A 14862-nucleotide genomic window follows, 5' to 3' on the forward strand; every position below is an offset into this window, starting at 1 on the left:
CAGTTTTCAAAGAACTACTTCGTCGCTCGGAAGCGACTTTATCAATATAACATTTCGTTATATTTTCGTCAACAACTTTTTTCAATAAGTTGTTTTTCGTTTGTTTTGTTTGTTACCTTTCGTGGCAACGAATATAAATATACCAGTTTGATTATTAAAATGCAATAGTTTTTCTAATAAAATTTTTAACTTAGTAAAAAAGTATAAAAACAGCACATTTCTTCTATATAAATATAATTTCTCGCACTATCAAGACTTACTATACCCACGCAACTCATGCTCAAATAAAAAAAGCTTTGGAGAAATCTCCAAAGCTTAGTCTTGTTTATGGCGCATAGCAGGGAATAATAATACATCACGAATAGATGGTGCATTTGTTAATAACATAACTAGACGATCAATACCAATTCCTAATCCACCCGTAGGAGGCATACCGTACTCAAGAGCTTCAATATAATCGTCATCCATCATATGAGCTTCATCATTACCTTGTTCGCGCTCTTTTAATTGCGCTTCAAAACGTTCTTTTTGATCGATTGGATCATTTAACTCAGTGAATGCATTTGCATGTTCACGCGCAACGATAAATAATTCGAAACGATCTGTAAATCTTGGATCTTCATCATTCTTTTTCGCAAGCGGTGAGATTTCTACCGGATGACCGTAAATAAATGTTGGTTGGATTAATTTATCTTCTACTTTTTGTTCGAAGAATTCATTTATAATATGACCAACTTCCATTGTATCTTTAATTTCTACATTATGTTCTTTTGCAAGCTCACGCGCTTCTTCTACACTCATCGGATTCCAGAAATCAGCTCCAGAGTATTGCTTAATCGCATCTACCATATGAAGACGTGTCCATTCTGGTTCTAGATTAATTTCATAATCACCATACTGGATTGTTGTTGTACCCAGTACTTTTTTCGCGATATGAGCAACCATATCTTCTGTTAACTTCATAATATCTTTATAATCAGCGTATGCTTCATATAATTCAATCATCGTAAACTCAGGGTTATGACGAGTTGATACACCCTCATTACGGAATACACGGCCGATCTCATATACTTTTTCCAAACCACCCACAATAAGACGCTTTAAATGTAGCTCAATTGCGATACGCATATATAATTCCATATCTAACGCATTATGATGTGTAGTGAAAGGACGCGCAGAAGCTCCACCTGCAATTGCATGCATCATAGGTGTTTCCACTTCAAGATAACCGTTGTCATCTAGGTATCTTCTCATCTCACGAATGATTTTACTACGAGTAACGAACGTTTCACGACTTTCCATACTTGTAATTAAGTCTAAGTAACGTTGACGGTAGCGTTGTTCAACATCTTTTAATCCATGGTATTTATCTGGTAATGGACGAAGAGATTTCGTTAATAGCGTAAAGCCTGTTGCTTTTACTGAAAGTTCTCCAACATTTGTTTTGAACACTTTACCTTCAATACCTACTAAATCACCTAAATCTGCTGTTTTAAATAATTCGTACTCGTCATCTCCAACAGCATCTTTACGAACATAAATTTGAACTTGTCCATGTAAATCTTGAACGTGTGCAAATCCAGCTTTCCCTTTTCCGCGTTTTGTCATAATACGACCAGCGATAGAAACAGCGATTTCCTTCTCCTCTAATTCTTCCTTAGAGAACTCTCCATATAGACTCACTAAATCAGTTGTTGAATTTGTGCGTTCAAATCTTTTACCGAACGGGTCAATTCCTTGTTCACGTAAATTATGTAGCTTTTCACGACGAACAATCAATTGGTCGTTTAATTCTTCGTGGTTCATGTTATCCATGATATTGATATCACTCCAGCTCTATTTAATTTTACAATATATACAGTATAGCATTTTCTACTCAACTAGAAAAACTGCCAGCAACTAACTGGCAGCTCTTCTTTCTTTCACGTAATTATAGGAAGTGTATAGAAGAATGTCAATCTCCTATGTCCATTATTAACCAACGTAAATTGTTTGTTGTTTCGCTTCCACTTCTTCTACAAATGTACCTAACACATTCGCAAGGTCTTCCCGTGTGTTACAAGCATTAATACCATTACGTACACTCGCATTACCACGAACACCTTTTAAATACCAAGCTGCATGTTTTCTCATCTCTCTTACAGCGACACTTTCGTTCTTTAAGTCAATAAGACGATCTAGATGTAACATACATACATCAATTTTCTCGCGCACTGTTGGTTCCGACATTAATTCACCTGTCTCCAAATACTTTACCGTACGATAAATCATCCACGGATCTCCAAGAGCCGCACGACCAATCATAACACCATCTACACCAATTTCATCAAGCATACGCTTTGCATCTTGCGGCGTTGCGACATCACCATTTCCGATAACCGGGATATTTACAGATTGTTTTACTTGTTTAATAATATCCCAATCCGCTTTTCCTTCATACATTTGCACTCGTGTACGTCCGTGAACCGCCACAGCTTGGCCACCAGCACGCTCAACAGCCCTAGCATTTTCTATTGCGAAAATATGTTCTTCATCCCAACCGATACGCATTTTAACTGTAACCGGCTTTTCTACAGCATCTACAACCGCTGCTACCATTTCATATATTTTATTCGGATCTAAAAGCCACCTTGCCCCCGCATCACATTTAACGATTTTCGGCACTGGACAACCCATATTAATATCAATTATGTCTGCTGTCGTATATTTATCTACATATTTCGCAGCATCTACAAGAGTTTCTTTCTCTCCACCAAAAATTTGTAAACTTAATGGCTTTTCTCTCTCGTCGATATATAACATATCTAATGTTCTTTTATTATTAAGTAATATTGCCTTATCACTTACCATTTCAGCACAAACTAAGCCGGCACCAAATTCTTTTACTGTTAAACGGAATGCAGAGTTACACACTCCCGCCATCGGTGCTAGTACAACCGGATTTTTCATCTCGATATTTGCAATCTTTAACAATCAACCTACTCCTTCCTGTACAATCACTTTGGCATTAATTCCTCTATCGAAACATTTAATGCCTTAGCAACTTCTACTACAAAATCTTGAGAAGGCGATCTATTCCCTCTCTCAACCTCACCTAAAACAGATACAGATACCCCTAGTTCTTTAGCAAAACCTTCTTGTGTATAGCCTTTTAACTTTCGAAAAGCACGAATGCGTCTTCCCCATTTTTCTGCTTCCATACCGTTACTCCCTCTCGCCTTTTCATTTCTTCTACTTGTGAACGTGAAATGTTTTGTTTTATGTCTTGATTAATCTCTAACAACGGAACGATAACAAAAGCTCTTTCAAACATCCGCGGATGCGGAACAATAAGATTCTCTGCTTCAATATTCTCTTGATTATAAAGTAAAATGTCAAGGTCGATAGTCCTCGGCCCCCACCTAATTTCCCTTTTTCTTCCTAGGTCATTTTCTACTTTTTGTGTTACTTTCAATAACTCTTGTGGTGATAAATTGGTAGAAATTTTTATAACTAAATTTAAAAAGCAACTTTGGTCAGTATAGCCAACTGGCTCAGTTTCATATACAGATGAAATATCATCAACCTGAATATAAGGATTTTTATTTAAAAACTGAATCGCTTCAGTTAGATACGTATAACGCTCTCCAATATTTGACCCTAATGCAATGTAAGCTATATTGTTCATGGACGTTCTCTCGTAATTTCTACTGCTACAGCACGATAATGACCCGGTATCGGTGGATCCGGCTTAATTACCTTAATTGTACAGCGTGAAATACTTTCATATTGTTTTAATATATCTGCAGCAATATTTTCAGCGATACTCTCCACAAGCTTATACTTTCTATCCTCAACAACTTTTCTACATAATTCGAAAAGCTCTCCATAATTGACCGAATGCTCTAAGTCATCACTTTCCCCTGCACGCTTTAAATCCAACTCCACCGTTAAGTCAACTTTAAATCTCTGACCTAATTTATTCTCCTCTGGGAACACACCATGATAACCATAAAATTCCATATCATGGATATAAATTTTATCCAATTACCTTACCCCCTTACCAATCATCGCATCCATCATTTTAGCCATACGCGCCATTTCTTTCACATCATGGACACGAACAAACTCACAGCCCTTTTCAATACCAAGACAAACGGTAGCTCCTGTTCCCTCAAGGCGTTCCTCCACTGGCAAATCTAATACGTGCCCAATAAAGGACTTTCTCGAAGTACCTAAGAGAACTGGATAACCTAGCACATTTAACTGTTCTAAATTACGCATCGCCTCTAAGTTCTGCTCAGGTGTTTTAGCAAAACCGATACCTGGATCTAAAATAATATTCTCATCTGGCACACCAGCATTTTTAGCAATTTTAATACTGTCATACAAATCAGCAATCATATCCGCCATTAAATTACGATAATTCATATTATCGCGGTTATGCATTAAAATGATGGGTACATCATAATGAGCTGCGACTTCAGCAATTTTTGGCTCCGCCTTCGCTCCCCAAATATCATTAATAATATGAGCACCAGCCTCAATTGCTTGCTTTGCAACTTCAGCTTTATATGTATCGATAGATATAGGCAATTTTACTTCTTTTGAAACTGCTTGAATCATCGGGACAACTCGCTTTATTTCTTCTTCTACTGATACTTTAGCAAAACCTGGGCGAGTAGATTCGCCACCAATATCAATAATATGAGCACCTTGACCTTGCATTTCTTTTGCGTGACGTACCGCAGCATCTACCTCGTTGTAACTCCCTCCATCAGAAAACGAATCTGGTGTTACATTTAAAATCCCCATAATTAATGTTTTTTCATTTAAATTCAATGTATATTCGCCGCAGCGCAAATCATAATCCCACTTCAAACTACACATCTCCTCTTCGTAATTCATTTCTGCTCCATAATTTCTCTCTTTGCATTCCATAAAGGTACATTAAACTTTTTGTAACCACTCCTACTTTACCCGGGAAATCCTGCGCTTCTATACGATAAAGCGGAACAATTTCTTGAATGGAGTTTGTTACGAAGACTTCATCCGCTGAAAGTAGCTCATCTTTTGTAAAGAAACCTTCCTTTACTTCTATATTTAATTCTTCAGCACTCTTTATAATAAACGCACGAGTGATACCATTTAAAATCCCTGTCTCTAACGAAGGTGTATATAAAACATCACCTTTCACAAAAAATAGATTCGAAACAATGCCCTCTGCAACATAACCTGCTTCAGTGAGGAAAATACCTTCCTTACTCACAACATTTCCAATTTCACGCTTCCCTAAAATATTATTTAAATAGTGATGAGACTTCAGGCGAAATGTCCCTTCCGGTGTATTTCGCACTTGTTTTAGAATAACGCCTTCTTTTTCCACTACATCCCCTGGAGCTGTTAAAGGTTTTATAAAAACAATAACAGAAGGCTCTTCATACATTTCCGTTTGTAATCCTATTTCATCTATACCCGCCGATACATTAAAACGTACATATGCATGCTTCAATTCATTCTTAGCGAGTAAATCTTTCAAAATAAGCATCACATCATTTTTTGTCATTGTCCATTTAATTTGCAATGTATCCAGCGCCTCTATTAAACGGTTATAATGATCATCCAATAAGAAAGGATGACCATTATAAATACGAAACGTTTCAAAAACTCCAAGACCATATAAATAACCATGATCATATGGAGAAATTCTCGCTTCACTTGCTTCTACATACTGACCATTTACGTAAATTAACATAATGTCACACTTGGACTGTATTTACGAATGAAATTCTGCAACAGCTCTTTCCCATGAGAAGTCATAATAGATTCTGGATGGAATTGCACACCCTCTATCGGTAATATCTTATGACGAAGTGCCATAATTTCCCCTTCCTCTGTCCAAGATGTTACCTCTAAGCAATCGGGTAACGTCTCTTTCTTAACAATAAGGGAATGATAGCGCGTCGCAGTAAACGGATTAGGAATATCCGAAAAAATCGTCTTTCCATCATGATGCATAAGCGACGTTTTTCCATGCATTAATCGGTCTGCACGGACAACCTCTCCACCAAACACTTGTGCAATGGATTGATGCCCTAGACAAACACCAAAAATCGGAATCTTTCCAGCAAAGTATTTAATAACTTCCATACTAATCCCAGCTTCATTAGGACTGCACGGACCTGGAGAAATCATTAGAAAATCTGGTTTCATATTCTCAATATCTGAAATAGTCACTTCATCGTTACGTTTAACAACGAGCTCTTGTCCAAGTTCTCCAAGAAACTGCACTAAATTAAATGTAAAAGAATCATAATTATCAATCATTAATATCATTTCTCTCACCTAACCGTTTCTTCACTACGTTCTTTTGCACGCCATAAAGCAATCGCCTTTTTTAACGACTCTTTATATTCATTTTCCGGATTTGAATCAATTACAATTCCCGCCCCTGCTTGTACATGAGCTTTTCCATCTTTAGCAAGAAGTGTTCTAATTACAATATTCAATTCTGTATCTCCAGAATAACCAATCCAACCGATTGAACCTGTATAAATCCCTCTTCGAACAGGTTCTAATTCCTCAATAATTTCCATCGTACGTATTTTTGGGGCACCAGTAATTGTTCCCCCAGGGAATACAGCCTTCACTAAATCAAAAGCATCTTTATCTTCTTCCACTTCACCACGCACATTAGAAACAATATGCATAACATGTGAGTATTTCTCAATTACCATAAATTCATCTACTTCTACAGTGCCATATTTACAAACACGTCCTAAATCATTTCTTTCTAAATCCACAAGCATTACATGCTCTGCTCTTTCTTTTTCGTTCTCAATTAATTCTCTTGCTAATTCTTCATCCTCTTGCTCATCCGCGCCTCTAGATCTCGTTCCAGCAATTGGTCTTGTACTTACTTCAGTTCCTTGTTTCTTAATTAACAACTCTGGCGATCCACTAACGATTTGAAAATCCCCAAGCTCCAGGTAACCCATATATGGAGATGGATTAATTTCACGAAGACTTGTATAAATTTCTAGTGGGTGTGTCTGTAACGTTCTTTCTTGTCTCGTCGACAAGTTTACTTGGAACACATCACCCGCTCCAATATATTCTTGAATACATTCAACTGCCTTCATAAAGCCAGCTTCAGTAAAAGCAACTGCTTCACTTTTCTTTTCAGGACTTTCAAAGGGCACGGTCACTTCAGGCGCTTCTGTCATCCAAAGACTCTTCCACTCATTTAGCCGTTCTTTCGCCTCTTCATATTTATCTACATAATGCGTAATAACCCATAACACTTGTTCTTTTTGATCATAGACAAATACGTCATCAAATAATAAAAAGAAGATGTCAGGTATATCAATATCATCTTCCGCAAGAGAAGGCAGCTTTTCAATATAACGGATACAGTCATAACTGAAATAGCCAATTGCACCACCTTGAAAAGGCGGATACTCTGGGTTATAGTCCGTCTTCCATTGTTCCATATATTCTTGCATTAAATCTAACGGATTCCCTCGTTTTATTGTTTCCTTACCACTTTCACTTATATGTAACGTTTCACCCTTCCCTCGGATTACCGCTACTGGGTTCAGCCCTACAATGTTATAACGACCGCCACGGCCGCTTTCTAACAAAATATGTTGCGATTTACCCTGAGAAAGAAATTTATATTGCTTAAAGAAATCTAACTGATATGGAATAGAAAGCGCTAAAGATTTTCTTCGTTGCATATCAACACCCCGTCTTCTTTTATCCCACCCTCTTAGATAAACCCGCTCAAACTACATAAGTTATTTATATAGAGATTGATTATACTCGAAGGCTAGTGAAAATAATTTAATTATACTACCTCTTATTTTACATGAAGTTTTCTAGTCATTCACTCTTTTCCTATTTCCAATCCCAAAAGAAAAAGCACCCTTTTTCAAGGATGCTTTTTCAATCGCGTTTAATTAGGATTCAAATTGATAAAGTGGTGTACTTAAATAACGTTCACCGTTACTCGGGATAATAACAAGTACCTTTTTCCCTTTACCTAACTTTTTCGCAACCTCTGTTGCTGCATAAATAACTGCGCCTGAAGAGATACCAACTAAAATACCTTCCTCTTTAGCCACTCTTCTCGCATATTCAAATGCTTGCTCTGTTTTCACTTGAATAATTTCATCATATACTTCTACATCCAACGTCTCCGGAACAAATCCCGCCCCAATTCCTTGGATTTTATGTGGACCTGGCTTCCCACCAGATAATACTGGTGAATCTGCAGGTTCTACTGCATAAATTTTAATATCTTTATACGCTTTCTTCAGTACTTCACCAGCACCAGTAATCGTTCCACCTGTACCAATACCTGCAATAAACGCATCTAATTGGTCGCCCATTTGTTCAATAATTTCTGGACCTGTTGTTAAACGGTGAATTTCTGGATTCGATTGGTTTTTGAACTGTTGTGGTATAAAGTAGCCATGTTCTTTTGCTAATTCAGTCGCTTTACGAATTGCTCCACCCATTCCTTCAGGCCCTGGAGTCAATACTAATTCCGCACCGTAAGCACGTAATAAATTACGACGCTCAATACTCATTGTTTCTGGCATTACTAAGATTGCATTATATCCTTTAGCAGCCGCTACCATCGCTAAACCAATTCCTGTGTTACCACTTGTCGGCTCAATGATTGTATCGCCCTCTTTTAATAATCCCTTTTTTTCAGCATCTTCAATCATAGCTAATGCGATACGATCTTTAACACTACTCCCCGGATTCATAAATTCTAATTTTAAGTATATATCTGCGCTGTCTGATTCTACGATGCGGTTCAACTTAACGATCGGCGTTTTCCCGATTAATTCTGAAACTGATTGTGCCACTCGCATTCCTGTCACTCCTAACACCGAGTATTTTTATTGGTTTTATCTATATTTAGATTTTGTCAGAAAATTCCCTGTTTGTCAATTCATTTGGAGGATTGCTCCTCTTAATTCCCTTATTACAAATTCTCGATTAAATTTGTAATATCTTCTTTAGAGAACTTGTATCGTTCATTACAGAAATGACAGTGAACTTCTGTCTCTTCCTCTTCTTCACGAACTTGCTCTAACTCTGTTTTACCTAAACTAATTAATACACTCTCAATACGCTCGCGTGAGCATGTGCAATTAAATTGAACATCCATTGTTTCTAATACTTTTACTTTATCTTCTCCAAGAACTGCATATAGTAGCTCTTCCGGAGAAAGACCTTGTTCAATCAACGTTGATACAGGTGGAATCTTTTGTAAACGGTCTTCAATAAATGAAATCGTTTCATCTTGCGCACCCGGCATAATTTGAAGGATGAATCCACCTGCCGCTAATATGCTATCATCTCCATTTACAAGAACACCAACACCTACAGAAGAAGGCGTTTGTTCAGAAACTGCAAAATAATACGTAAAGTCTTCTCCTAATTCTCCTGAAACGATTGGAGATTGACCAATAAACGGCTCACGCATTCCAATATCTTTAATTACAGTTACAAACCCCTCTGTACCTACCGCTTGATATACACGTAACTTCCCTTGTTCTGTTCCTTCAAAATCAACATGCGGATTCGTTACATAACCACGTACATCTCCATTTGCATGAGCATCTACTAAGATAGGGCCAATTGGACCGTTACCTTCTACCTTAATCGTTAACTTTTGCTCACCCTTTAACATTGCGCCCATCATTGTACCCGCAGTCAAAGAACGCCCTAGTGCCGCTGAAGCTGTTCTCCATGTATCATGACGTCTTTGCGCCTCACTTACTGTATTTGTTGTACGTACACTATACGCACGCACTTCTCCATCAAATGCTAACGCTTTTACTAAATAATCTTTCATACGTATTTATTCACCTTTCTCATGCTGTAAATTTGCATTACGTTCATATAACATATACAAACCTTTTAACGTTAAAAACGGATCTACAATATCAATTACATTCGATTCTTCGGAAATTAATTTTGCCAATCCACCTGTTGCAATAACTTTAGGTTCTTGTCTAGCTTCTTCTTTCATACGCTTAACAATACCTTCCACTTGTCCAACATAACCATAAAGAATACCAGATTGCATCGCACTTACTGTATTTTTCCCAACAACACTGCTTGGTTTTGTAATTTCGATACGAGGAAGTTTTGCTGCTCTGCTATATAAAGCCTCTGCTGAAATCATAATTCCTGGCGTAATAACTCCACCCATATAATGTTTTTCTTCGTTAATATAACAATATGTAGTAGCCGTACCAAAATCAACAATAATGAGCGGACTTCCATATAAGTGGATTCCTGCTACTGCATTTACAATTCGGTCTGCGCCTACTTCACGCGGATTTTCATATTTAATATTTAGTCCTGTTTTTATCCCAGGCCCTACTACAAGCGGTTTAATTTTAAAATATTTTTCACACATGCGCTCTAAAGCAAACATAATTGGTGGTACGACTGAAGACACAATAATACCTTTCACATCTTCAAACGAAAGACCCTCATGCTCAAGCAATTGCTTTACAAGCATTCCATATTCATCTTCTGTCTTATGACGATCTGTTTCCATGCGCCAATGCTGACGAAGTTCCCCCTCTTCAAACACACCTAGTACAGCATTTGTGTTCCCTACATCCAATACAAAAATCATATTCTCACCACTTATCTTATTTAATCTATATTTGTGCAGTATGTATAAAACTTATAAAAACATCATATCACACATACTTATATAATCAGCTTTCCTATCCTCATCATTTTACAAAAAGATTGCTCTCTATTTCAATTTTTAATACTAGTTTTACTTAAATTACTTTATCCACTAAGTTCTCAATAGTAATTAACAAAGATTTTAACAAACAAAAAAGGAGTGACGATAGTCACTCCTTCACTTCTTACTTATCTTCTTTATCTTCATCGTCTTTCTTCATGTTGATGTTTACTTTCACATCATCTGAAGATGTTGGACGTTCTGGCAATCTGCCGTAATCACATAAATGATTGATTTGCTCTGCATCTAACGTTTCTACTTCAAGTAACGTTTGTGCGATAATATCTAGTTTATCACGGTTTTCAGTAAGAATTTGTTTTGCACGAGCATAACATTCTTTCATAATTGATTGCATTTCCATATCGATTTCATGTGCAATCGCATCACTATAGTTTTGTTCTGAGTGGAAGTCTCTTCCTAAGAACACTTGACCACCTTGCGAGCTACCAAATTGCATCGGTCCAAGTTTGTCACTCATACCAAATTCCGTAACCATACGTCTTGCAATACCAGTCGCACGTTGGAAGTCATTATGAGCACCTGTACTCACTTCACCAAATACAATCTCCTCAGCTACTCGGCCACCAAGTAAACCAGTGATTTTATCAAGTAACTCTGGTTTCGTCATGAAGTAACGATCTTCTTTCGGAAGCATTACCGCATATCCACCAGCCTGACCACGAGGGACAATTGTTACTTTATGAACGACATCTGCTTCATCAAGAACAACACCAATTACAGTATGACCTGCTTCATGGAAAGCAACGATATTACGTTCTTTTTCAGAGATAACACGACTTTTCTTAGCTGGACCTGCAATAACACGATCCGTCGCTTCATCGATATCACTCATATCAATTTTCTTCTTATCTTGACGTGCAGCTACTAAAGCAGCTTCGTTTAATAAGTTTTCAAGATCCGCACCAGAGAATCCTGGTGTACGAGTCGCAATTGCTCTTAAATTAATATGCTCATCAAGTGGTTTATTACGCGCATGTACTTTCAGTACAGCTTCACGGCCATTTACATCTGGACGATCTACTGTAATTTGACGGTCAAAACGACCTGGACGTAATAACGCTGGGTCAAGAATGTCTGGACGGTTTGTCGCAGCAACGATAATAATACCTTCGTTTGCACCGAATCCATCCATTTCAACAAGTAATTGGTTCAATGTTTGCTCACGCTCATCATGACCACCACCAAGACCTGCGCCACGTTGACGACCTACTGCATCAATTTCATCAATGAAAATGATACAAGGAGCATTTTTCTTTGCATTTTCAAATAAATCACGTACACGTGATGCACCGACACCGACAAACATCTCTACGAAGTCAGAACCACTGATAGAGAAGAATGGAACGCCAGCCTCACCTGCAACAGCACGTGCTAATAAAGTTTTACCTGTACCTGGAGGTCCAACTAATAGGACACCCTTTGGAATACGAGCACCAACTTCAGAGAACTTACGAGGGTCTTTCAAGAATTCAACTACCTCAACAAGTTCTTGTTTCTCTTCATCCGCACCAGCAACATCTCTGAAACGAACTTTTTTCTTTTCATCATTATATAACTTCGCCTTACTTTTCCCGAAGTTCATAACACGGCTACCGCCGCCTTGAGCTTGGTTTAATAAGAAGAAGAATAAAATGAAGATGATGACAAATGGAATGATTGAAGTAAAGAATGTTACCCAAGCACTTGTTTCTTCTGCTGGTTGATACTTAACTTCGGCACCTTTCGCTTTATCATTAATTTTCTTTTGTAATTCCTCAGTATTTGGTGCATAAGTAACAAATTGTTCTCCTTGGCTAGAGTTATTAAATTGTCCTTTTACCTCAAATACACCATTTTTCGGTTGAAGTTGCACATTACGCACTTCACCGCTTTCTAGTTTAGTAATGAATTTGTCGTAGCTAACTGATGTCGTTTTTTGTGTCGAACCATTAAAATAGCTCACGATTCCAATTACTACTAAGAATATCAGTAAATAAAAGATGGTATTACGGAAGATACGATTCATTCCTAACCTCCTCTCACGGCATAAACACTATAGTAAATCGTAACATAGAAAAACTTTCCTATACAATTGTGAAGCCTATATTTAATTAATTTGAGTAAACGCTTGGTTTTAATACGCCTACATAAGGAAGATTACGGTATTGCTCTTTATAATCTAATCCATATCCTACTACAAATTCATGTGGAACAGTAAATCCAACATAATCCGCTTTCAGATCAACCTTACGGCCTGTTGGCTTATCTAATAATGTAACAATTTTTACAGACTTCGCTTTACGATATTTGAATAAGTCTACTAAGTAGCTTAGTGTAAGACCACTATCAATAATATCTTCGACGATTAAAATATCGCGACCTTCTACAGAAGTATCAAGATCTTTTAAAATTTTCACTTCGCCTGTTGAAACTGTAGAGTGACCGTAACTAGATACAGCCATAAAATCCATTTCAAGATATGTATCTGTTCTCTTTAATAAATCTGCCATGAATGGCATTGCGCCTTTTAATACACCAATTGCAAGAGGTACTGTGTTTTTATAATCCTCTGCAATAATTGCACCTAGTTCGCGCACCTTTTCTTGTATTTGCTCTTCAGAAATTAATACTTTTTCGATATCTTGATTCATCATTTCATTATCCTCCCGGAAGACTCCTTGCTTTTGTAGTGAATAATCATATATTTATCCTTCTTTGCCATCTCTTTCGAAATTGCAAATGCAGATCGTTTCAACAAGGGTACCCAAATAATAGTCCCACTTGCATCACAAACGACCGGCCATTCTTCTCTTTTTTCTTTCGGTACTTTCGCTTCGATAAAAATAGCTTTTATCTTTTTCGTGCCATTCATACCTTGTATTGACATGCGATCTCCATTTTCTCTAGAACGAATACGAAGTGGATATGATATATCATTATACTTAGCAACAAATACTGTTTCATTCATGTTACTTGGTATATCTTCGCTCACCTCTGTTACAAATTCATCCCCGTTCAATAGCGTAATGGTCCCGGGTACTAATAAATCTTGTGAAAAAGGAGAGACAATTTCTTGTTTAAATCTAAAGCTACACTCCTCGTATGAACGAACAATTTTCAAATCACCCGGAAAATCAAGTGAACCTGAAGGTTGTGTCCGCTTAAAAAACTCAATCAACTTGTCAATATGTATAGAAGAAAGAGAAGATGGAATCTTATATTCATAAAGATAGTTTAATATTAGTTGAATCCCTCTTCTTTGTAAAGGCATAGACATGGATTCAAAGGCAGGAATTGATAAGCTAATTTGTTTATCACTTTTTTTTGTAATTACTTTATTCATTTTCTCAAAAGCTAATTCCTGCAAATAAGCCTCATCCTCTTGCATCTGCACGCTAAATTTTTGGAATTTCTCATGCATTTGTGGATTTTCTTCTTTCAAATGAGGAAGGACATATTTACGTAATCGATTCCTTGTATATACTTCCTTTTTATTACTCGGATCTATACGTGGCATTAAATTTAGCTTATTACAGTAATCAACAATTTCTTCCTTCGTTACGCCAAGTAACGGCCTAATTAAATATCCATTATGAAAAGGACGCTTCACTGCAATTCCTGCATATCCTTTCGGAGTACTCCCTCTTACAAGACGCATTAAAATTGTCTCGACTTGATCATCTCCATGATGTCCAAGAGCAACATATCTTGCATCATATTTCTTCATTATTCTTTCCAAAAATGCATATCTGCATTCTCTCGCAGCAACCTGTGCATTCATTCCGTATTGCTGTTGATATTGTGATACATTAATCCTTATCGTTTCACAAATAATTCCCAGTTCTTCACAAAGGCCCTGCACAAACTGTAAATCCTCATAAGATTCATCACCTCTAAACATATGATCCACATGAGCAACTACAATTTCCAACTGTTTTTCCGCTCTTTTTTCTAATAAATAATATAAAAGCGCTAACGAGTCAGGACCACCAGAAACTCCCACAACAATTGTTGAATCATTCTTTAATACATCATGCTGCTTTACAAAGTCATCTACTTTTTCAACAAATGTATCTTTCAACTTCGCAATCACC

The 14862-nt window shown here is 37.1% G+C and carries 15 protein-coding genes; all 15 read right to left on the reverse strand.

Going from position 1 to position 14862, the window contains the following annotated elements; genetic code table 11:
- Nucleotides 1–315: 315 nt before the first annotated feature.
- On the reverse strand, nucleotides 316–1815 hold the full coding sequence (gene lysS, locus DN401_RS24610) for a lysine--tRNA ligase (protein WP_000369668.1): 1500 nt from the start codon (nucleotides 1813–1815) through the stop codon (nucleotides 316–318).
- A gap of 159 nt (nucleotides 1816–1974) precedes the next feature.
- The gene (dusB, locus tag DN401_RS24615) at nucleotides 1975–2973 is read right to left on the reverse strand and encodes a tRNA dihydrouridine synthase DusB (protein ID WP_000912252.1); all 999 of its coding nucleotides are present in this window, start codon (nucleotides 2971–2973) and stop codon (nucleotides 1975–1977) included.
- A 23-nt stretch (nucleotides 2974–2996) separates the two neighbouring features.
- On the reverse strand, nucleotides 2997–3200 hold the full coding sequence (locus DN401_RS24620; protein ID WP_000387031.1) for a helix-turn-helix domain-containing protein: 204 nt from the start codon (nucleotides 3198–3200) through the stop codon (nucleotides 2997–2999).
- Entirely contained in the window at nucleotides 3152–3667 is a 516-nt protein-coding gene (gene folK, locus DN401_RS24625; protein ID WP_001059450.1) for a 2-amino-4-hydroxy-6-hydroxymethyldihydropteridine diphosphokinase, read from the reverse strand. Before folK ends, DN401_RS24620 begins: the two co-directional genes overlap by 49 nt.
- Nucleotides 3664–4026 (reverse strand): dihydroneopterin aldolase, encoded by a 363-nt coding sequence (gene folB / locus DN401_RS24630; RefSeq protein ID WP_000358062.1) that lies wholly within the window; start codon nucleotides 4024–4026, stop codon nucleotides 3664–3666. Before folB ends, folK begins: the two co-directional genes overlap by 4 nt.
- Nucleotides 4027–4887 (reverse strand): dihydropteroate synthase, encoded by an 861-nt coding sequence (folP, locus tag DN401_RS24635; protein WP_002164656.1) that lies wholly within the window; start codon nucleotides 4885–4887, stop codon nucleotides 4027–4029.
- Complete coding sequence (gene pabC / locus DN401_RS24640; RefSeq protein ID WP_000909884.1) at nucleotides 4862–5734, reverse strand: aminodeoxychorismate lyase; 873 nt, start codon at nucleotides 5732–5734, stop codon at nucleotides 4862–4864. The genes folP and pabC overlap by 26 nt, the downstream gene beginning before the upstream one ends.
- Nucleotides 5728–6315, reverse strand: a complete 588-nt coding sequence (gene pabA / locus DN401_RS24645; protein WP_000602292.1) for an aminodeoxychorismate/anthranilate synthase component II — start codon at nucleotides 6313–6315, stop codon at nucleotides 5728–5730. The genes pabC and pabA overlap by 7 nt, the downstream gene beginning before the upstream one ends.
- A gap of 5 nt (nucleotides 6316–6320) precedes the next feature.
- Entirely contained in the window at nucleotides 6321–7718 is a 1398-nt protein-coding gene (gene pabB / locus DN401_RS24650; RefSeq protein WP_001189728.1) for an aminodeoxychorismate synthase component I, read from the reverse strand.
- A 222-nt stretch (nucleotides 7719–7940) separates the two neighbouring features.
- Entirely contained in the window at nucleotides 7941–8864 is a 924-nt protein-coding gene (gene cysK, locus DN401_RS24655; protein ID WP_001261713.1) for a cysteine synthase A, read from the reverse strand.
- A 113-nt stretch (nucleotides 8865–8977) separates the two neighbouring features.
- Nucleotides 8978–9853: a redox-regulated molecular chaperone HslO gene (hslO, locus tag DN401_RS24660; RefSeq protein WP_000656372.1), complete on the reverse strand. Its 876-nt coding sequence runs from the start codon at nucleotides 9851–9853 to the stop codon at nucleotides 8978–8980.
- 6 nt (nucleotides 9854–9859) lie between these two features.
- Nucleotides 9860–10648: a type III pantothenate kinase gene (locus DN401_RS24665; protein WP_000578368.1), complete on the reverse strand. Its 789-nt coding sequence runs from the start codon at nucleotides 10646–10648 to the stop codon at nucleotides 9860–9862.
- Nucleotides 10649–10892: 244 nt separating this feature from the next.
- The gene (ftsH, locus tag DN401_RS24670; protein ID WP_001079674.1) at nucleotides 10893–12794 is read right to left on the reverse strand and encodes an ATP-dependent zinc metalloprotease FtsH; all 1902 of its coding nucleotides are present in this window, start codon (nucleotides 12792–12794) and stop codon (nucleotides 10893–10895) included.
- A gap of 85 nt (nucleotides 12795–12879) precedes the next feature.
- The gene (gene hpt / locus DN401_RS24675) at nucleotides 12880–13422 is read right to left on the reverse strand and encodes a hypoxanthine phosphoribosyltransferase (RefSeq protein WP_000981842.1); all 543 of its coding nucleotides are present in this window, start codon (nucleotides 13420–13422) and stop codon (nucleotides 12880–12882) included.
- A complete protein-coding gene (gene tilS, locus DN401_RS24680) occupies nucleotides 13419–14849 on the reverse strand; it encodes a tRNA lysidine(34) synthetase TilS (protein WP_000655463.1) in 1431 nt (476 codons plus the stop codon). Before tilS ends, hpt begins: the two co-directional genes overlap by 4 nt.
- Nucleotides 14850–14862: the final 13 nt, after the last annotated feature.

This window comes from Bacillus sp. BF2-3, from assembly GCF_008368795.1.
GTDB lineage: Bacteria > Bacillota > Bacilli > Bacillales > Bacillaceae_G > Bacillus_A > Bacillus_A cereus.